This window comes from Rhodococcus sp. HNM0569 (assembly GCF_012726205.1).
Taxonomy (GTDB): Bacteria; Actinomycetota; Actinomycetes; order Mycobacteriales; family Mycobacteriaceae; genus Rhodococcus_F.
The window spans coordinates 124,921-146,639 of record NZ_JAASAE010000011.1; the positions used below are offsets into that span (position 1 = coordinate 124,921).

Annotated in this window: 8 protein-coding genes and 1 pseudogene; 5 read left to right on the forward strand and 4 right to left on the reverse strand. The window is 68.9% G+C overall.

From position 1 onward, the window contains the following. Positions 1–4: 4 nt before the first annotated feature. The 3 genes from HCA44_RS15650 to HCA44_RS15660 all read right to left on the reverse strand — a co-directional run bounded on the left by HCA44_RS15650 (position 5) and on the right by HCA44_RS15660 (position 10,202). On the reverse strand, positions 5–1,339 hold the full coding sequence (locus HCA44_RS15650; protein ID WP_169649998.1) for an aminotransferase class I/II-fold pyridoxal phosphate-dependent enzyme: 1,335 nt from the start codon (positions 1,337–1,339) through the stop codon (positions 5–7). Continuing rightward, positions 1,336–7,743: a type I polyketide synthase gene (locus tag HCA44_RS15655; RefSeq protein ID WP_169650000.1), complete on the reverse strand. Its 6,408-nt coding sequence runs from the start codon at positions 7,741–7,743 to the stop codon at positions 1,336–1,338. Before HCA44_RS15655 ends, HCA44_RS15650 begins: the two co-directional genes overlap by 4 nt. 290 nt (positions 7,744–8,033) lie before the next feature. Next, positions 8,034–10,202, reverse strand: coding sequence for an MMPL family transporter (locus HCA44_RS15660; RefSeq protein ID WP_169650002.1), 2,169 nt, complete (start codon positions 10,200–10,202; stop codon positions 8,034–8,036). Between the two features lie 478 nt (positions 10,203–10,680). On the opposite strand from HCA44_RS15660, the gene HCA44_RS15665 reads away from it, so the two are divergent. Together HCA44_RS15665 and HCA44_RS15670 are read left to right on the forward strand one after the other, a co-directional pair. Beyond that, positions 10,681–14,187: a DNA-directed RNA polymerase subunit beta gene (locus HCA44_RS15665; RefSeq protein ID WP_169650004.1), complete on the forward strand. Its 3,507-nt coding sequence runs from the start codon at positions 10,681–10,683 to the stop codon at positions 14,185–14,187. 150 nt (positions 14,188–14,337) lie between these two features. Further along, positions 14,338–18,297 (forward strand): DNA-directed RNA polymerase subunit beta', encoded by a 3,960-nt coding sequence (locus tag HCA44_RS15670; RefSeq protein ID WP_169650043.1) that lies wholly within the window; start codon positions 14,338–14,340, stop codon positions 18,295–18,297. A gap of 82 nt (positions 18,298–18,379) precedes the next feature. Here HCA44_RS15670 and HCA44_RS15675 read toward each other — a convergent pair whose 3' ends face one another. Further along, on the reverse strand, positions 18,380–18,940 hold the full coding sequence (locus HCA44_RS15675) for a TetR/AcrR family transcriptional regulator (RefSeq protein WP_169650006.1): 561 nt from the start codon (positions 18,938–18,940) through the stop codon (positions 18,380–18,382). Between the two features lie 130 nt (positions 18,941–19,070). Here HCA44_RS15675 and HCA44_RS15680 point away from each other — a divergent pair, with 130 nt between their 5' ends. The 3 genes and pseudogenes from HCA44_RS15680 to HCA44_RS15690 all read left to right on the forward strand — a co-directional run. Next, complete coding sequence (locus tag HCA44_RS15680) at positions 19,071–20,003, forward strand: zinc-binding dehydrogenase (protein WP_169650008.1); 933 nt, start codon at positions 19,071–19,073, stop codon at positions 20,001–20,003. Positions 20,004–20,130: 127 nt separating this feature from the next. Next, a complete protein-coding gene (locus HCA44_RS15685; RefSeq protein WP_169650010.1) occupies positions 20,131–21,255 on the forward strand; it encodes a TIGR03857 family LLM class F420-dependent oxidoreductase in 1,125 nt (374 codons plus the stop codon). Beyond that, positions 21,248–21,719: pseudogene (locus tag HCA44_RS15690) on the forward strand (hypothetical protein); the annotation flags it as partial. The gene HCA44_RS15685 and the pseudogene HCA44_RS15690, both read left to right, overlap by 8 nt.

Here is a 21,719-nt window from a genome sequence, read left to right on the forward strand (position 1 = left end):
GTCGTCACAGGGAATCGACCACCTCTCGCAGTGTCGCCATGGCATATTCGATCTGGTCGGGCGTGTGGTCGCTCGAGACGAAGAACCGCAGACGCTCCTCGCCGGCGGGAACCGACGGATGTGTGATCGCCGTCGTGTTGACGCCGCGTTCCATCATCGCCGTCGACGCGAGCGCCGCGCGGTCGGTGTCGCGCACCAGGATCGGCACGATCGGCGTGCCCTGCGACATGCCGACGTCGAATCCGTGCTCGAGTGCCGTCCGGTGCAGCAGTGCGCCGTTCGCCTGCACACGTTCGACGCGTTCCGGTTCGGCGCGCATCACGTCGAATGCGGCCCGCGCGGCGGCGACGGCCGACGGCGCCGGGCCCGTCGCGTACAGGCTCACGCCCGGGGCCGAATACTTGAACCCGCGCACGAGATCTGCATTGCCTGCGAGGAATCCGCCGCAGCTGCCGAGTGCCTTCGACAGCGTGCCCATCCAGATGTCGACGGCGTCGCCGGGGAGATCGAACAACTCGCGTACGCCGAGGCCGGTGCGGCCGAGTACACCGAACGAGTGCGCCTCGTCGATCATGATCGAACAGTCGTGCCTGCGCGCGACCTCGATCAGTTCGGGTAGAGGGGGAACGTCGCCGTCCATGCTGTAGTGGCCTTCGAGTACGACGAGCGCGCGCTCGAAGCTGCCACGGGACATCCGCAGCACGGCGTCGAGCGAGTCGGGGTCGTTGTGACGGAACGAGATCCGCTTGCACCCGGCCCATCGGGTGCCCGACACGATGCTGCTGTGCACGAGCGAGTCGCACACCGCGAGGTCGCCCGCGCCCAACAGGTAGCCGACCGCCGCGGTGTTGGTCGAGTACCCGCTCGTGGTCACCACCGCGTCGTCGACTGCGTATGCGTCGGCGAGCCGCCGTTCGAGGTCGCTGTAGAGGGGGATCTGCCCCGAGACGATGCGGCTCGCGGACACCGACGTGCCGTACACGTCGATCGCGTCCTTCGCCGCCTCGCGTACCCGCGGATCCTCGGCGAGGCCGAGATAGCTGAAGCTGCCGAAGTTGATCAGCTCACGCCCGGAGTAGCTGACGGTGGCGCCGTTGGTGCCGTCGTGCGGATGGAAGAACGGGTTCGTCAGCCCCGCCGCGCCGAATACCTCGTCGAGGCTGCCGTAGATCCGTTTCGTCGCGACGACATCGGGGTGATCGGCGAAGGTGGGGTCGTGGCGGGGCCTGGTGCGCCTGTTCGGGCTCGCGGACGTCGTGGGCGCGGGGGTGGGCACACCGGGCCCGGAATCGGTGCCTGCCAGAAGCCTGCGGGCGATGTCGCGTGCGTCGGAGCTCACGCACTCACCGCCGCGACCTCGCCGGTCGGTGCCGTGGCAGGCGGGGGCCCGTCCGCGGCGAGCGTCGCCGCGAGCTTCGTCCCGATCGTCGACAGTCCCGAGCCGCGTCCGAACTCGAGTACCGAGATCTCGATGCCGAGTGTTTTGCCCGCGCGTGCCGCGAACTCGATCGCCATGAGCGAGTCCATCCCGAGATCCGGAAGCGGGGTGAGCACGTCGACCGCGTCCGCGGGTACGCCCATCACCACCGCGAGCTGTTCGGCGAGGATGTAGGTGACGACATCGCCGCGCTGGTCCTCGGGAAGTGCGAGTATCTCGGCCTGCAGTGCCGATGCCCCGGTGCCCCCCGCCGTGGCGTCCCGGATGTGCTCGGCGAAGCGGGGATTGGCACGGCTCGCGCCGTTCGTCGCGCCCCACTGTTCCCAGTCGACGTCCATGACGGCGACATGCGGGACTTCGAGGCGCATGCATTCCGTCAGCATCGCCGTCGCATCGGTCATGTCGATCGGCCGGAACCCCAGGAGCGCGAGATAGCGCACCGTCTCGTCGTTCGCCTCGGCCATTCCGCCTCCGCTCATCGACCCCCACGCGACGGTGAGGGCGGGCAGGCCCGCCGCGCGACGCTCGGATGCGAGGGCGTCGAGCGACGCGTTGGCCGCCGAGTAGGCGAGCTGCGGCGTGCCGCCGGTGAGCGCGCTGACCGACGAGAACAGCACGAAGGCGTCGAGTTGCGCGCCGGCGTCGACCGTCGCCCGATGCAGATTCCAGCCACCGTCGACCTTGGGTGCGAACGTCGCGCGCAGGGAGTCGTGCGTGATGTCGTGCACCGGCCGGTTGTCGACCAGTCCGGCGGTGTGGAACACGCCGCGCAGCGGGTAGGGGCCGTCGACGGCATGCGCGATCGCCGCGTGGACCTGCTCGTGGTCTGCGACGTCGAGTGTCGCGGTCGTGACGTCGACACCTGCCTCGCGCAGTTCGGCGACAGCGCCGCGCGCCGCGTCGGTGGTCGGGCCGGACCGGCTCGCGAGGATGAGGTGCCGGGCACCGTCGGCCGCGAGCCGCCGTGCGACGGCGAGGCCGAAGGCGCCGAACCCGCCGGTGACCAGGTACGACCCGTCCGGATCGATCGCGACGTGCGGAAGCCGCGGTCGCACCGCCGGTTCGGGGGAGTCGAGGGCCAGCACGACGCGACCGGTGTGCGTGGAGCGCGCGACGGCCTCGAACGCCTCGGCGATGCGGTCGAGCGGGTAGGTCGTGTACGGCAGGTGTGGGTAGACGCCCTGTGCGAGCAGGTCCACGACGCGCCGGGTGACGGCCCGCACGACCTGCGGGCGGTGCGCGAGCATGCGGTCCATGTCGACCGCGAAGTACGACAGGTTGCGGTCGAACGGCGCGAGGTCGAGCACCCCGCCGCCGTAGATGTCGGCCTTCCCGATCTCGACGATGCGGCCGAACTCCGCGGCGGCCCGCAGGTTCTGGGCCGCGATCTCCCCGGGGGCGGACGTGTACACGACGTCGGCTCCGCGCCCGTCGGTGAGTCGCAGCACGGCGTCGACGAAATCGACCGAGCGTGAGTCGAGTGTGTGGTGGGCACCCGCCTCTGCTGCCACGGCGCGTCGTTCGGGGGTGCTCGCGGTCGCGACGACCGTGGCGCCGAGTCGGCGCGCCACATGGACCGCCGCCATGCCCATGCCGCCCGCCGCGCCGTGCACCAGCACGACATCGTCCGCGCCTGCGTGCGCGAGATCGACGAGGCCGTACTCGGCCGTCAGATAGGGAAGGGTCGAACTGCACTGTCCCGGTTGCCAATCCTGCGGCACCGCGGTGGTGTTGCCCTCGCCGACACCGATCGTGACGTAGCGGCGCATCATGTTCCGTACGCCTACTCCGAGCCGGTCGCCCACCGCGAACTCGGTGACCTCGGGGCCGGTCCGTACGACCGTGCCACTTGCTTCGAGGGCGAGATCGGTGCCGAAGTACGTGCCGTCCAGTTCGCGCTCGGTGAGCAGGCCCATCACCTTGAGTGGATCCTTGTAGTTCAGGCCGATCGCGTCGATGCGCACCTCGATCTGCCCGGGTCCGGGCTCGCTGCGGGCACACTCGCGGAGCGCGAGATCGGTCAGCAGGCGCGACGGGGGCGTCTCGACCGCGAACGACGCGTCGGCGTCGGTGAGCGGGCGTGGGACATTCCCTTCGTCGCGGTGAGCGTCGTAGGTGTGCCTCATGCGGATCACCCAGCGAGCACCCTGACGCAGGGCGACCTCGTCGGCGTCGTCGCTCGCGAACACCCCGACACCGAGCGTCTCGGCCACCAGTTCGTCCGTGCGCGTGTCGGTGCCGACGTCCACGAGGCGCCACTTGACGTGGGGCTGTTCGTTGGCGAGCGAACGGCGGGCACCGACCAGCGGAGCGAACGGATGCGCGTGCCCGGCACTGCGGGCGGTGTCGGTCGGCAGCCACAGTGCGCCGTGGGTCACCACGACCGCACGCACCGCGTCGGTCCTCGCCGCCGCACGGGCGACGGCGACGAGCCCGTACGCGTTGTCGGCGGCAGTCCACGTGTCGGTGGGCACGACGACCAGGGTCGCCTGCTCGACCCCGGGTAGGCCGAGCCCGTCCCGCACCGCGTCCAGGAGATCGCCGACGAGGGTCGTGTCCAGGGACGCGGGCGTGCCCACGACGACCTGTGCGGACGGGCGAGACCGCGCGAGCGCGTCTGTGAGCGGAGTCGGCTCGTCGCCGAAGGCCACGACGACTGCGTGCTCGCGTCGTGCCTCCGTCGCGGCGGCCGTCTGCTCGCGCGGATCCCGCAACTCCCATTCGGGCTCGTACAGGAGGGTGCGGAGCCGTGCCGTGGGCTCCGCGGGCGGCGCGACCGGGCGGAACTCGACTCCGGTCATCGTGAGGACCGTAGCGCCCGGGGTGTTCCCGGTCGCGTCGGTCATGATGACATCGGCGCGCAGGGGTGCCGTCCCGGTGCGCCGCACGTGCACCGTCGTCAGGTCGGGGAGTGCGCGCACCCGGTGCACGGAACGGACGCGTGCGGGGACGACTGCGCCCGTTCCGGTCTCGGGCGAGCTCGCGAGCAGCGCGACGCACTGCAGCGCCGCGTCGACCGCGGCCGGATGGGCCAGGTGCCGGTCGCCCGCGAGGTGTGTCGTGTCGAGAAAGGCACGGACGACGTCGGGTTCGTCGGCATCGACGTGGGCGCGGTCGATACACCGGAACGAGGCACCGTACTCGAGACCGCGGCCGGCGAGGGCGGCGTAGAGCGACGGTCCGTCGATCGTGTACTGCCGGTGTTCGTCTGCCGTGATGCCTGCTGTCGCCGGGGCTTCGGCCTGCTGGGGTTCGCGGCCGACGACGGGCGCTTCGACGAGCCGGCCGAGGGCATTCGTCGTCCAGGCGTCGCCGTCGTGGGCGCGTGACGAGACGGTGAAGCGTCGAGTGGACGGCTCGACCGACAACCGCAGCGTAGGGACCGTGTGCGCATCGACGACGAGGGGCGCGACGAAGCGGACGTCCTCGAGCGCGAGTGCGGTGCGGCCGGTCCGCGCGCGTGCCGCGCTGAGCGCCGCGTCGAGGTACGCGGCACCGGGCAACACGACGAGCCCGTCCACGACGTGCTCGCGTAGCCACGGCAGCCGCGCCACCGACAGTTCGACCTCCCACTCGTCGGCATGCGCTTCGGTGCGTTCGCCGAGCATCGGAAAGCTGTCCGCGGTGCCGAGGCGGTCGCGGGCGACGGCATCCGCTTCGTGCCACAGGCGCCTGCGTTGCCACGGATACGGCGGCAGATCGAGGTGCGGCGTGGCGCCCGAGTCGTCGGCGGACGCACCGAACACCGGGGCCCGGCCCGGTTCGAGGACGCCGGCGACGAACAGGCCGGAGATCGTGTGCAGCAGCGACTCGTCGTCGCGGGCATCTCGCACGAGAGTGCCTACCGCGGCGCCGCTCTCGCCCGAGCGCACGAGGATCTCGCGAATGTTGCCGGACAGCACCGGGTGCGGACCGACCTCGACGAACACGCGATGTCCGTCGGCGATCAGTGCCGCGATCGTGTCGGCGAATCGCACGGGACGCCGCACGTTGTCGCACCAGTAGGCCCCGTCCCACGCGCCGTCGGTGACGCGGGCCGCGGTGACCGTCGAGTACAGCGGAACCCGCGGCGGGCGCGGGTCGAGCGAGGCGAGGGTGCGTTCGATCTCGGGCAGGATCGGGTCCATCAGATGGCAGTGGTACGGCACCTCGACGCGCAGCCTGCGCGAAAACAATCCCTCCGCGGTCAGCTGCTCGTGCAGTACCGCGAGTGCGTCGTCGGCCCCCGCGAGCGTGACCGACGACGGGCTGTTGACCGCTGCGATCGACACGCTGCCGTCGGCCGGGATCCAGGTCAGGACATCGGTTTCCGGAAGCCCCACCGCGAGCATGCCGCCCGTGCCCGCGGTCGTCGCCTGCAGCCGCGCGCGGTGCAGGCTCACCAGCAGCGCGTCGTCGAGGCTCAACTGCCCCGACACGTACGCGGCCGACACCTCGCCCACGCTGTGCCCGGCCACTGCGGTCGGCGCGACGCCTGCCGATGCGAGATGGGCGACGAGGGAGACCTGCACGAGGAAGTTCGCGGGCTGTGCGATCGCGGTGTTCGCGACCCGCGATTCGTCCTCGGGCCGTGAGAGTTCCTCGACGATCGACCAGCCTGCGATGCGGCGGAATGCGTCGTCGATGCGCAGCGCCTCGTCTCGGAAGGGGCCGTCGTGTTCGAGGAGATCGCGCGCCATCGCCCACCATTGCGGGCCCATACCGCTGAACACGAACACCGGGTCGTGGTGGTCCGCGCCGACCGCGCGCGGCGTGACGCGGCCGTCGCCGTCGGCGAAGACGCGCAGCCGCTGCGGCAGATCGGCGGAGGCGCCCGGCACGTCGACCGGGAGGGCAGCGCGGTGCAGGTGGTGTGCTCGGCGCGTCCACAGGGCCTCGGCGACGGCGTGCGCGTCGGCACCCGACTCGACCAGATCCGCGAGTCGGCGCGCTGTGTCGCGCACCGCGCCTTCGTGACGGCCCGACAGCGGCAGAAGCCCGGTGCGTGGCCGCCGGCCGCGAGGGCCGTCGACGTGTGCGGGAGGCTGTTCGAGCAGCACGTGCGCATTGGTTCCGCCGTAGCCGAAACCGTTGACCGCGACGATCGCGCTTTCGGTGCCGGGGAACGGCTCGACCTCGGTGACGACGCGCAGATTCAGGTCGTCGAACGGGATCTCGGGATTGAGGGTGTCCAGCCACGCCTGGGGCGCGAGCGTGCGGTGGTACACCGTGAGCGCGCTCTTGATCACGCTCGCGACGCCCGCCGCAGCCTCCGTGTGACCGATCGACGCCTTGACCGCGCCGACCGGTAGGGGAGTGGTGCGTGCCGCGACGGCGCCGTATGCGCGGCCCAGCGCGCGCATCTCGAGGGGGTCGCCGACCGCGGTGCCGGTGCCGTGTGCCTCGACGTACCCGACGCGATGCGGCTCGATCCCGGCCTCGGCGGCCACGCGCGCCGCGAGCTCGTGCTGCGCGTCCGCATTCGGCACCGTGAGTGCGATGGTGCGGCCGTCCTGATTGACGCCGGTGCCGCGGACGACGGCGTAGATCCGGTCGCCGCGACGGATCGCGTCGTCGAGCGGCATGAGCAGAACCATGCCCGCACCCTCGCCGCGGCCGTAACCGTCGGCCGTAGCGTCGAACGTCTTGCACCTCCCGTCGGCCGACAGGAAGCGGCCCTTGCACATCGACACGAACGTCTCCGGCTGGAGCATCGCGTTGACGCCACCCACGAGTGCGGCTTCGCATTCGCCGCGCGTGATCGCCTGCGTCGCCTCGTGGAATGCGACCAGCGACGACGAGCAGGCGGTGTCGATCGTCATGCTCGGCCCGCGCAGGTCGAGCGCGAACGAGATCCGGTTGGACAACAACGTGAACGACGACGCCGTGGGCGTGTGCCCGTCGATCGACGGCCGCGCCTTCGCCGAGACCCGAGACATCGTGCTGTCGTTGGTGAAGCCGCCGACGTACACGCCGACGGGACGGCCGGCGACCCGCGCGGCCGCGCCCGCGTCGTCGAGAGCCTCCCACGCGACCTCGAGCAACAGCCGCTGCTGCGGATCCATGACCGAGCCCTCGCGGGGTGAGATTCCGAAGAACTCGGGGTCGAAGTCCCACAGCGACTGGGTGAGGAAGCCGCCCTTGCGGGTGTACATCCGTCCGGGCGCGTCCGGATCCGGGTCGTAGTACTTGTCGATGCTCCAGCGGTCGGGCGGCACGTCGACGATGCCGTCGCCCTTGTTCGTGAGGAAATCCCAGTAGGAGCGGGGGCTGTCGACCCCGCCCGGCAGCCGGCAGGCCATGCCGACGATCGCTACCTCGACCATGTGTGTGCTCCCGTGCGTCTGTGCGTGCGTACGAGTGGAACGAAGACGGCTCGCGCACCATGCCGTCGGCGACGGATGCGACAGGCGTACGAGCGCCAGTGAGGCTAGCGGCTCGACCCGCGTCCGTCCACGTGGCAGAGACGGGCGAATGAGGCTCGTGTGTCGACCTTTTCGGACATTCTTCCGATGGACCACGCGAGCTCGGAAAAACTGGTACTGTCGTACGACATTAACCGTTGAAGGTTGGATCAACTTAGCGGACAACCGAATTCGGTCGCCACCTTGTCAACTCAGTCGACGGCAGCGGTATTGCTCTGTGACACAGCATGTTCCGGATCGGGATCGGACGCACGGGGAGGCGTCGTCGATGCGCGTGCCCAACGCGGAGCCCACCAGTTCGCCTCGCCCATGAGCGCGACGAGTGCAGGCACGAGCAGCATCCGCACGAGTGTCGTGTCGATCACGAGCGCCACGATCATGCCGACACCGATGAACCGCATCATCGTCAGATCAGAGAGGGTGAACGCGCCCGTCACGACGACCAGGAGCGCGGCGGCCGCCGTCACGATGCGGCCGGTGCGGGCGATGCCTTCGCGCACCGCGTCGCGCGTGGATGCGCCGCGACGGTGCGCCTCGCTCATGCGTGAGAGCAGGAAGATCTCGTAGTCCGTCGACAGCCCGAACACCACCGCCACGATCAGCAACACCATCGCGCCCGGCAGCGGTCCCGGATCGACACCGAGCAGGTGCGCGCCGTGACCCTGCTCGAAGATCCACGTGAGGATGCCGAAGGTGGCCGCGAGGCTCAGTGCCGCCATCGCGACCGCCTTGACCGGCAGCAGCACCGAGCGGAAGGCCGCGAACATCGCGACGCACGTCGCGGCGATCATCGTGGCGATCATCCACGGCAGCCGCGAGCCCATCGCGTCGACTCCGTCGATGGTCGCGGCGTTGAGGCCGCCGATGCGCAGTGTCGTGCCCTCGGGCACCGGCATCACCCGAAGCCGCTCGACCGCGGCGAGCGCCTCGGCACTGCGATCCGCACCGTCGAGCACCGCGCGCACCACCGTGAAGTCCTCGGCCGTGCCGACCGGAAGTACGCGCGACACGCCGTCGACGCGATCCAGAGCCGACGAGAAGCGCAGGTTCTGCTCGGGCGTCGGCGGTGCGCCGTCGGCGCCCTGCAGCAGCAGGGTCGCCCCGTTGTTCGACATCGGGAAGTCGCGCGCGATGTCGTCGACCGCGGTGCGTGCGGGATGGCCGGCGGGCAGCCCCGTGTGGTCGAGGTCGCCGAGCGACGCCGACCCGAGCGGAAGGGCGAGGAACACCAGCACCGCCGTGACCGCGGTCGCGACCGCGACCGGTCGGCGCATGACGGTGCTCGCGACGCCACCCCAGAACCGGACGGCCCGTGCCTCGCTGCGATCGACGACACCGCGACGCCACGACAGCGCGTCGATGCGCCTGCCGAGCAGCGCGAGGGCGGCGGGCAGCGCGCTGAGCGCCAGGGCCGCCGCGATCAGCACCGCGAACATGCCGCCGTATGCGAACGAGCGCACGAGGGCCTGCGGGAACACGAGCATCCCGAGGAAGCCGCACCCGAGCAGCAGCGCGGAGAACCCGACCGTGCGTCCGGCGGTCGCGAGCGTGCGGTGCAGCGCATCGGCCGGCGACGAGCCCGAACGGAGTTCTTCGCGGAAGCGGGTGACGACGAACAATCCGTAGTCGATCGACATGCCGAGGCCGACGAGGCTCGCGATGTTGACCGCGAAACCGCTGACCTCGGTGAAGTGCGACAGCACGCGCAGCATCCCGAGGGAGACGACGATCGCCATGCCGCCGATGCACAGTGGCACCGCGGCGCCCACCACGCTGCCGAAGATCACGAGCAGCAGGACCATCAGGATCGGAAACGACACGGACTCGGCCGTCACGAGGTCGGATTCCGAGATCGAGTTGTACGCGTCCGCGACCACCGAGAAACCGCTGAACTCGGTGTCGACGCCGTCGATGCGCAGCGCGTCCTCGAACTGCCCGACGTCGGCGATCCGTGAACTCTCGTCGCCTGCGAGCGGCAACACGAGCATCCCGCGCTCGCCGTCGGTCGAACGGAGGAAGGGTGCCGCGGGCGGCGGGGCCGACCAGTACGACATCGGTTCCCCCGCGAGCAGCGTGGGATCGAGCGCGTCGACTCGCGCCGCGACCGCGGGCCCGAGCTCGTCGAGACTCTCGCCTGCCCGCGCCGTGTAGACCACGACGAGGTCGGGCGTCTGCCTGCCGAAGTGCTCGTCGACGATCTGCTCGACCTGAGCCGACTCGCTGCCCGGATCGGTGTAGCCGCCCAGGCTCAGCCGCGAGAACACGCCCGCACCCCACACGCCTGCGATCGCGACGAGGACGAGCACGACCGCGAGCACTGTGCGCGGACGAGCCACCACGAACGAGCTCCAACGCCTCATGTTGCCGACCCTGACGTCATGGTGTCGCCCCCGACCTGCTCGTATCCGTCTGTCGTCTGTCGTCCACGGGACTGTCGTCTGTCGTGCACGGGACTGTCGTCCGGGGACATTGTTACCGCACTGTGTCCGACGGCACAGGGATCGGCGCGGCGCGGCGTGCGACTCGCGGTTCGGGCCGGTGGAGAGCGCGTCTGTCTTGACGTGGCGACGCGGACGCGTCAGTCTGATCGGGACGCGTCGCGGCATTCTGCAGCCAAGCGAGCCGTGAGCGTATGTTCCTCCCCGCGTCGTTCGACATCTGTCACGATTTGCTGTAAGTTTGGACGTTGCGCTGGCTGCCTCCTGTCCACCCCTCGTCCGACCTACTGCGAAGTAACCACTTCACAGTGCCTTTCTGACGAGTTTCGTTCGGGTTGCGACCAGCGGAATTCGAAGCAGATACAGCGGCGGTCGCACCTGCAAGAGCGGCCCGCGTGAGGTGCTGGAAGGACGCATCTTGGCAGTCTCTAGCCAGACCAAGGCAGTTTCCGGAATCCCCGGAGCCCCGAAGAGGGTCTCGTTCGCGAAGATCCGCGAACCGCTCGCAGTCCCCGGGCTCCTGGATCTCCAAACCGATTCGTTCGAGTGGCTGGTCGGTGCCCAGAGTTGGCGCGAGCGCGCCGCGGCCCGCGGCGACGTCGCGGTGTCGGGTGGTCTCGAGGACGTCCTGGCGGAGCTCTCTCCGATCGAGGACTTCTCCGGTTCGATGTCCCTGTCGTTCTCCGATCCTCGTTTCGACGAGGTCAAGGCCTCGATCGACGAGTGCAAAGACAAGGACATGACGTACGCGGCTCCGCTGTTCGTCACCGCGGAGTTCATCAACAACAACACCGGCGAGATCAAGAGCCAGACGGTCTTCATGGGCGACTTCCCGATGATGACCGACAAGGGCACGTTCGTCATCAACGGCACCGAGCGAGTCGTCGTGTCGCAGCTCGTGCGTAGCCCCGGTGTCTACTTCGACGAGACGATCGACAAGAGCACCGAGAAGACGCTGCACAGCGTCAAGGTCATCCCCGGTCGTGGCGCGTGGCTCGAGTTCGACGTCGACAAGCGCGACACCGTCGGTGTGCGCATCGACCGCAAGCGCCGTCAGCCCGTCACGGTGCTGCTCAAGGCCCTCGGCTGGACCACCGAGCAGATCACGGAGCGCTTCGGCTTCTCCGAGATCCTCATGGCGACGCTCGAGAAGGACAACACGGCAGGCACCGACGAGGCGCTGCTCGACATCTACCGCAAGCTGCGTCCGGGCGAGCCGCCCACCAAGGAGTCGGCGCAGACGCTGCTGGAGAACCTGTTCTTCAAGGACAAGCGCTACGACCTCGCCAAGGTCGGCCGCTACAAGATCAACAAGAAGCTGGGCCTGAACTCGGGTCAGCCGATCGAGGCGTCGACCCTCACCGAAGAGGACATCGTCGCGACGATCGAGTACCTCGTGCGTCTGCACGCGGGCGACACGACGATGACGGTCCCCGGTGGCGTCGAGGTGCCGGTCGAGGTCGACGACATCGACCACTTCGGCAACCGTCGCCTGCGCACCGTCGGCGAGCTGATCCAGAACCAGATCCGCGTGGGCCTGTCCCGCATGGAGCGCGTCGTGCGCGAGCGCATGACGACGCAGGACGTCGAGGCGATCACGCCGCAGACCTTGATCAACATCCGCCCCGTCGTGGCGGCGATCAAGGAGTTCTTCGGCACGTCGCAGCTGTCGCAGTTCATGGACCAGAACAACCCGCTGTCGGGGCTGACCCACAAGCGTCGTCTGTCGGCGCTCGGCCCGGGTGGTCTCTCGCGTGAGCGCGCGGGCCTCGAGGTCCGCGACGTCCACCCGTCGCACTACGGCCGCATGTGCCCGATCGAGACCCCTGAGGGCCCGAACATCGGCCTGATCGGTTCGCTGTCGGTGTACGCCCGGGTCAACCCGTTCGGCTTCATCGAGACGCCTTACCGCAAGGTCGTCGACGGCCGCGTCACGGACGACATCGTCTACCTCACGGCCGACGAAGAGGATCGTTTCGTCAAGGCCCAGGCCAATGCCGAGGTCGACGCCGAGGGTCGTTTCTCGGAGGATCGCGTCCTGGTGCGCCGAAAGGGCGGCGAGGTCGAGCTGATCGACCCGAGCGAGGTCGACTACATGGACATCTCGCCGCGGCAGATGGTCTCCGTCGCGACCGCGATGATCCCGTTCCTCGAGCACGACGACGCCAACCGTGCCCTCATGGGCGCGAACATGCAGCGTCAGGCGGTGCCGCTCATCCGCAGCCAGTCGCCGATCGTCGGCACCGGTATGGAACTGCGTGCCGCGGTCGACGCGGGCGACGTCATCGTCACCGACAAGACGGGCGTCGTCGAGGAGGTCTCGGCCGACTACATCACCGTCATGGCAGACGACGGAAGCCGCACGACGTACCGGCTGCGCAAGTTCGCGCGCTCGAACCAGGGCACGTGCAGCAACCAGCGTCCGATCGTGGACGAGGGCCAGCGGGTCGAGTCCGGCCAGGTCCTCGCCGACGGCCCCTGCACCGAGAACGGTGAGATGGCGCTCGGCAAGAACCTGCTCGTGGCGATCATGCCGTGGGAAGGCCACAACTACGAGGACGCGATCATCCTGTCGCAGCGCCTCGTGGAAGAGGACGTCCTCACCTCGATCCACATCGAGGAGCACGAGATCGACGCCCGCGACACCAAGCTCGGTGCCGAGGAGATCACGCGCGACATCCCGAACGTCTCGGACGAGGTCCTCGCCGACCTCGACGAGCGTGGCATCGTGCGCATCGGTGCGGAGGTCCGCGACGGCGACGTGCTGGTCGGCAAGGTCACGCCCAAGGGCGAGACCGAGCTCACCCCCGAGGAGCGCCTGCTCCGCGCGATCTTCGGCGAGAAGGCGCGCGAGGTGCGCGACACGTCGCTCAAGGTGCCGCACGGCGAGTCCGGCAAGGTCATCGGTGTGCGCGTGTTCTCGCGCGAGGACGACGACGATCTGCCTCCGGGCGTCAACGAGCTGGTCCGCGTCTACGTCGCGCAGAAGCGCAAGATCCAGGACGGCGACAAGCTCGCAGGCCGCCACGGCAACAAGGGCGTCATCGGCAAGATCCTCCCGCAGGAGGACATGCCGTTCCTGCCCGACGGCACCCCGGTCGACATCATCCTCAACACGCACGGCGTGCCGCGTCGTATGAACATCGGCCAGGTGCTCGAGACGCACCTCGGCTGGATCGGCAAGGCCGGCTGGAATGTGCAGATCGCCGACGGTGGCGAGCGTCCCGAGTGGGCGAAGTCGCTTCCTGAGGAGATGCTGTCCGCTCCCGCCGACTCGAACATCGCGACGCCGGTGTTCGACGGTGCCAAGGAGGACGAGCTCACCGGTCTGCTCGGCTCGGCCCGGCCGAACCGCGACGGCGAGGTGATGGTCGGCCAGGACGGCAAGGCCACGCTGTTCGACGGCCGTTCCGGCGAGCCGTTCCCGTACCCGGTCTCGGTCGGCTACATGTACATCATCAAGCTGCACCACCTCGTCGACGACAAGATCCACGCTCGCTCGACCGGTCCGTACTCGATGATCACGCAGCAGCCGCTCGGTGGTAAGGCGCAGTTCGGTGGCCAGCGCTTCGGCGAGATGGAATGTTGGGCCATGCAGGCCTACGGCGCCGCCTACACGCTGCAGGAACTGCTCACCATCAAGTCCGACGACGTCGTCGGCCGCGTCAAGGTGTACGAGGCCATCGTCAAGGGCGAGAACATCCCCGAGCCGGGCATCCCCGAGTCGTTCAAGGTGCTCCTCAAGGAGCTCCAGTCGCTGTGCCTGAACGTGGAGGTGCTCTCCAGTGACGGCGCGGCCATCGCGATGGCCGACGGCGACGACGAGGATCTCGAGCGTGCGGCCGCGAACCTGGGTATCAACCTGTCCAGGAACGAGTCGGCAACGGTGGACGATCTCGCGAACTAGCTTGCGGTCTCCGGGGCGCGTGCGCGCGCCCCGGAGGCAAGGCCCGTCAACGGGTCGGCCCGTCGAGGGTCTAGTTCACAAACGAATTGGCAGTCAAGGAAAAGCGGGTCGCACCGCTGATCCGCAATCCCTATGGGGAAAGGAAGTTACGTGCTCGACGTCAACTTCTTCGATGAACTCCGAATCGGTCTCGCCAGTGCGGAGGACATCCGCAACTGGTCCTACGGCGAGGTCAAGAAGCCGGAGACCATCAACTACCGCACGCTCAAGCCCGAGAAGGACGGCCTGTTCTGCGAGAAGATCTTCGGTCCCACCCGGGACTGGGAGTGCTACTGCGGTAAGTACAAGCGTGTCCGCTTCAAGGGCATCATCTGCGAGCGCTGCGGCGTCGAGGTCACTCGCGCCAAGGTCCGCCGCGAGCGCATGGGCCACATCGAGCTCGCCGCTCCGGTCACGCACATCTGGTACTTCAAGGGCGTACCGAGCCGCCTCGGCTACCTGCTCGACCTCGCGCCGAAGGATCTCGAGAAGATCATCTACTTCGCCGCGTACGTCGTCGTCGGTGTCGACGACGAACTGCGTCACAACGAACTCTCGACCCTCGAGGCCGAGATGGAGGTCGAGAAGAAGACCGTCGCCGATCAGCGCGACGCCGATCTCGAGGCCCGTGCGCAGAAGCTCGAAGCCGATCTCGCGGAGCTCGAGGCGGAGGGCGCCAAGTCCGACGTCCGCCGCAAGGTCAAGGACGGCGGCGAGCGCGAGATGCGTCAGCTGCGCGATCGCGCGCAGCGCGAGCTCGACCGCCTCGAAGAGATCTGGAACACCTTCACCAAGCTCGCTCCCAAGCAGCTGATCGTCGACGAGCTGCTCTACCGCGAGCTCGTCGACCGCTACGGCGAGTACTTCACGGGTGCGATGGGCGCCGAGGCGATCCAGATCCTCATGCAGAACTTCGACATCGACGCCGAGGCCGAGTCGCTGCGCGAGACCATCCGCTCGGGCAAGGGGCAGAAGAAGCTCCGTGCGCTCAAGCGGCTCAAGGTGGTCGCGGGCTTCCAGGCCAGCGGCAACTCGCCCATGGGCATGGTCCTCAACGCGGTTCCGGTCATCCCGCCGGAGTTGCGTCCGATGGTGCAGCTCGACGGCGGCCGTTTCGCGACGTCCGACCTCAACGACCTGTACCGCCGCGTCATCAACCGCAACAACCGCCTCAAGCGACTGATCGACCTCGGCGCTCCCGAGATCATCGTCAACAACGAGAAGCGGATGCTGCAGGAGTCCGTCGACGCGCTGTTCGACAACGGTCGTCGTGGCCGGCCCGTCACGGGTCCGGGCAACCGCCCGCTCAAGTCGCTGTCCGATCTGCTCAAGGGCAAGCAGGGCCGATTCCGTCAGAACCTGCTCGGCAAGCGTGTCGACTACTCGGGCCGTTCGGTCATCGTCGTCGGCCCGCAGCTCAAGCTGCACCAGTGCGGTCTGCCGAAGCTCATGGCGCTCGAGCTGTTCAAGCCGTTCGTCATGAAGCGGCTCGTCGACCTCAACCACGCGCAGAACATCAAGTCCGCGAAGCGCATGGTCGAGCGTCAGCGTCCGCAGGTGTGGGACGTCCTCGAAGAGGTCATCGCCGAGCACCCGGTTCTGCTCAACCGCGCTCCCACGCTGCACCGCCTCGGCATCCAGGCGTTCGAGCCGCAGCTCGTCGAGGGCAAGGCGATCCAGCTGCACCCGCTCGTCTGTGAGGCGTTCAACGCCGACTTCGACGGCGACCAGATGGCCGTGCACCTTCCGCTGTCGGCGGAGGCGCAGGCCGAGGCGCGCATCCTGATGCTGTCGTCGAACAACATCCTGTCGCCCGCCTCGGGCCGTCCGCTCGCGATGCCGCGTCTGGACATGGTCACGGGCCTGTACCACCTCACGCGTGAGGTCGACGGGGCCGTCGGCGAGCACCAGGACGCAGGCACCGATCAGGCGGAGCAGGGCGTCTACAGCTCGCCTGCCGAAGCGCAGATGGCTGTCGACCTCGGCGAGCTGTCGATGCAGGCGCGGATCAAGGTGCGGCTCACGCACCAGCGTCCGTCGCGGGAGATCGAGGAAGAGCTCTTCCCCGAGGGCTGGCATGCAGGCGACGCGTGGACGGCGTCCACGACGCTCGGCCGCGTGCTGTTCAACGACCTGCTCCCCGCGGACTACCCGTTCGTCAACGAGCAGATGCCGAAGAAGCGTCAGGCGACGATCATCAACGATCTCGCCGAGCGTTACCCGATGATCGTGGTCGCGCAGACCGTCGACAAGCTCAAGGACGCCGGCTTCTACTGGGCCACGCGTTCGGGTGTCACGGTCTCGATCTCCGACGTCCTCGTGCCGCCGGAGAAGCCGCGCATCATGGAGAACTTCGAGGCGCAGGCCGATCAGATCGAGAAGAAGTACCAGCGCGGCGCGCTCAACCACGCCGAGCGCAACAGTGCTCTCGTCAAGATCTGGTCCGAGGCCACCGACGAGGTCGGCAAGGCGATGGAGGCCCACTTCCCCGAGGACAACCCGATCCCGATGATCGTGAAGTCCGGCGCCGCAGGCAACATGACTCAGGTTCGGTCGCTTGCGGGCATGAAGGGCCTGGTGACGAACCCGAAGGGTGAGTTCATCCCGCGTCCGATCAAGTCCTCCTTCAAGGAGGGCCTGACCGTTCTCGAGTACTTCATCAACACGCACGGTGCCCGTAAGGGTCTGGCCGACACCGCGCTGCGTACCGCCGACTCGGGTTACCTGACCCGTCGTCTGGTGGACGTGTCGCAGGACGTCATCGTGCGCGAGACCGACTGTGGTACCGAGCGCGGCATCATGACCACGATCGCCGAGCGTCAGCCGGACGGCTCGCTCATCCGCGACGCGCACGTCGAGACCTCGACGTACGCCCGCACGCTGGCGTCCGACGCGGTCGACGAGAACGGCAACGTCATCGTCGAGCGTGGTCACGACCTCGGCGACCCTGCGATCGACGCGCTGCTCGAAGCGGGCATCACGGAGGTCAAGGTCCGTTCGGTGCTCACCTGCACCACGGCCACCGGCGTGTGCGCCACGTGCTACGGCCGCTCGATGGCCACCGGCAAGCTCGTCGACATCGGCGAGGCCGTCGGTATCGTCGCCGCACAGTCGATCGGTGAGCCCGGCACGCAGCTCACGATGCGTACCTTCCACCAGGGTGGCGCCGCGGGTGCCGCCGACATCACGGGTGGTCTGCCGCGTGTCCAGGAGCTGTTCGAGGCTCGTGTCCCGAAGGGCAAGGCTCCCATCGCGGACGTGTCCGGCCGGGTGCAGCTCGAAGAGGGCGACCGCTTCTACAAGATCACCATCGTCCCCGACGACGGTGGCGAGGAAGTCGTGTACGACAAGCTGTCGAAGCGCCAGCGTCTGCGTGTGTTCAAGCACGACGACGGCACCGAGCGGCTCCTGTCGGACGGCGACCACGTCGAGGTCGGTCAGCAGCTCATGGAAGGTGCTGCCGATCCGCACGAGGTGCTGCGCGTCATGGGCCCGCGCCAGGTGCAGATCCACCTCGTGAACGAGGTCCAGGAGGTGTACCGGAGCCAGGGCGTGTCGATCCACGACAAGCACATCGAGACGATCGTGCGCCAGATGCTGCGTCGCGTCACGATCATCGACTCGGGCTCGACGGAGTTCCTGCCCGGTTCGCTGGTCGAGCGTGCCGAGTTCGAGGCGGCCAACCGCCGCGTCGTCGCCGAGGGCGGCGAGCCGGCTGCGGGTCGTCCGGTGCTCATGGGCATCACGAAGGCGTCGCTCGCGACCGATTCGTGGCTCTCGGCCGCGTCCTTCCAGGAGACGACGCGCGTGCTCACCGACGCCGCGATCAACTGCCGCTCCGACAAGCTGATCGGCTTGAAGGAGAACGTCATCATCGGCAAGCTGATCCCGGCCGGTACCGGCATCAACCGGTACCGGAACATCCAGGTGCAGCCCACCGAGGAGGCGCGTGCCGCGGCATACGCCGTGCCGAGCTACGACGACCAGTACTACAGCCCGGACGGCTTCGGCCAGAACACCGGCGCTGCTGTTCCGCTGGACGACTACGGCTTCGGCGCCGACTACCGGTGATCCGCAGGTAGTCACCGCTCCACCCGACAGGCCCCGCCCCGAGTTCGTCTCGGGCGCGGGGCCTGTCGGCGTTCTCGGGTGGCTAACCGCCGAGTGCGCGTTCGACGAATGTGGTGAGCGCGGCGAGGCCGTCGCGGTCGGCGCCTTCCCAGCCGGCGACGAATGCCGTCGCGAGGTCGGCGACGAGTTGTGCGGTGAACTCCGGGGTGCCGGGGAGCTGGGCGCCGTTGTCGCGGGCCGCCGCGAACAGCTCGACCCACGGTTCGAGCTGTTCGGCCCAGTAGTCGCGCATGCCCGCGGCGAAGTCCGGATTGACGAGCGCGGCTTCGCGTAGCGCGGCGATGACGGCACGATGGCGGGACTGCAGCTGCCAGAAGACTTCGAGATGGGGCTCGATGTCGGCGAGGTCGCCCGTGGCTTCCGTGATGAGGACGTCGGCGTCCTCGCCGATCTCCTCCGCGAGCGCGAGCAGCAGGGATTCCTTGCTGTCGAAGTGGTTGTAGAACGAGCCCGCGGCGCGCCCGGCCTCGTCGGTGATGTCGTTGATCGTGGTGTTGAGGTAGCCCTTGTGTGCGAACACGACTGTCGCGGCCTCGAGGAGGTCTGCTCGTGTCCGGGCTGCCTTTTCCTGCCGTGAACTCACCTTGGAAGCTTCTCACGACAGTGTGTACGGACGACGGTCCTTGACAGCACCGCACCACGCGCGCAGACTGAATTGAGATTCAGTGAAGATAAATTCAGTCAGTGTGGACCATCGAGCAAAGGAGAGAGCGATGAAGGCTGCGGTGCTCGAAAGCTACGGAATGCCGGTCTACCGGGACTTCACGAGTCCCGAGCCTGTCGACGGCGCCAAGCTCGTCGACGTCAAGGCGGCCACGCTCAATGCCGTCGACATGGCGATCGCATCGGGCACGCACTACCTGAGCCCTCGGGCCCTGCCCGTCGTCGCCGGCATCGAAGGCGCGGGTGTCAGCGAAGACCGCAGGCGCGTTTACTTCGGTTTCTCGACGCCCCCGTACGGCGCGATGGCCGACCGCACACTGGTTCCCGAGCGCTTCGTCACCGAGATTCCGGACGCCATCGGGTTCGAAGTCGCCGCGACGCTCGGCAATGCGGGCATGGCGGCGCTCATGCCGCTGTCGCACACGGCGGCACTGCGCCCCGGCGAGACCGTCGTGATCCTCGGTGCGTCCGGTGTCGTTGGGCGGCTTGCCGTCCAGGCCGCGGCGCTGCTCGGAGCCGGCCGTATCGTCGCGGTCGCGCGCGGCGGCGAAAGTCTCGACGCGACGCGCGACCTCGGCGCGACCGCGGTCGTGGCGTCGCGTGGGTGCTCGCGCGACGAACTCGCCATGCAGCTGCGCGCGCACGGTGGTGTCGATGTCGTGCTCGACTACACGTGGGGCGAGCTCGCACTCGCGGCGCTCGAGGCGGGCAATCCCGGTGTACGGCTCGTGCAGATCGGAGAGCGTGCGGGTGCCGATGCGCCGGTGCCCGCACAACTGCTGCGCGAGAAAGGCGCGCGCATCACGGGTTTCATGCCGATACACGCGGGCGCCGACGCGATGGCGGAGTCGTACGCGCGGCTGCTCGGCTGGGCCGCCGCGGGCACGCTTCACGTCGAGTACGAGACCTACCCGCTCGAGGACGTCGCCGCGGCGTGGGCGGCCGCGCCGCTGAGTCGGCGCAAGCTCGTGCTGGTGCCCTGATCCGGTACGTGTATGGCGCGTCGGATTCTGTTCCGGGGCTCGCCACCGTCCTGCGGCCGGTGTTACATTCTCCGCGACCGGACTAGTGTCCAGTCATGCGTCCATATTTGGCGACGCGGAGGTGTGTATGGGGAACCGGACACGAGCGCAGTCCGGCGCGCGAGCGCGGATGCCGGAGCTCGGCTGGTACGGGCTCGCGGGGCACGCGTCCGATCCACGCGGCCTGCTCGACGAGATCGCCGCGGGCGAGTCGCTCGGGCTCGGCGCCGTATTCCTGTCCGAGCGGTTCGACACCAAGGACGCGGGCGTGCTCGCGGGGGTGGCGGCCGCGACGAGTACCGGTATCGGGATCGCCACCGCCGCAACCAATCCGAACACGCGTCATCCGGTCGTCACCGCGACCCTCGCGGTCACCGCACACCGCATGTCCGGCGGTCGATACGCGCTGGGGCTCGGCCGGGGCTTCGACCTGCTCTTCGACGTCATGGGTCTACCGCGGGTCACGACGGCCCAGCTCGAGGACGCGATCGGGCTCTACCGACGGCTGTGGTGCGGCGAGACCGTCGTCGGCCACGACGGGCCCGTCGGCACCTTTCCGCTGTTGCGCCAGGATCCGTCCTTCGCCGAGGCTGTTCCGGTCCTGCTGACGGCGATCGGCGAACGCTCACTCGCCCTCGCCGGACGGTGCGCCGACGGCGTCGTGCTGCACACCTTCTTCACCGACGACACCCTGCGGCGCAGCGTCGAGATCGTGCGCAATGCCGCCGCCGACGCGGGTCGCGAGCCCTCGGACGTGCGGATCTGGTCGGTGCTCGCGACCGTCCCCGAGTCGCTGCCCGAGGACGCGCAGCTGCGCAAGCTCACCGGTCGCCTCGCGACCTATCTGCAGGGATACGGCGACGTCCTCGTCGCCGCCAACGGATGGGATCGCGCCGTACTCGCACGTTTCCGGGACGACCCGGTGGTGCGTGGCGTCGCGGGCGCGATCGACGCCGTCGCGACGCCCGACGAACTCGCGCATGTGCGAGCACTGTTGCCCGAGGAGTGGCTGGCGGCGTCGGCGACGGGCACCGCGTACGCGTGCGCGGAAGGCATCGGCCGCCAGCTCGAACTGGGCGCCGACAGCGTCGTCGCCCACGGAGTCACGCCCACCGAACTCGCGCCGGTCGCCGACGCCTGGTCCGAGATACGGACGCGGTTCCCCGTGCGGGAGCTGCCGGTCAACCCCGGGAGGGTGCGCGAGCATGCCTGACGTCGTGACGGAGATCGACGAGTTGACGCCGTGGTGGCTGTCGGACGCGCTCGGTGCACGTGTCGACACCGTGCTCCCGACGCGGGTCGGTACCGGGCAGATCGGCACGTGTCACCGGCTCGTGCTCACCGGCGACGGGGTGCCGACGAGTGTGCTCGCGAAACTGCCTGCGGCCGACCGTGGCACGCGCGCGATGCTCGCGGGCGCCTACCGCGCGGAGGTGCGCTTCTACGCCGAGCTCGCTCGCACCGTCGCGGTCCGAGCCCCGCACGCCTACCTCGCTGCGTCGCGAGGCGACGGCGCGGACTTCGTACTGCTGCTCGAGGACGTCGTCGATGCCGAGCCGGGTGATCAGCTCGCGGGCTGCACCGCGGCCGACGCCGCCGGGGCCATCGTCAACCTCGCCGCACTGCACGGTCCACGCTGGTGCGACGCGAGCCTGCTCGACGTCGACGGGCTCGCGC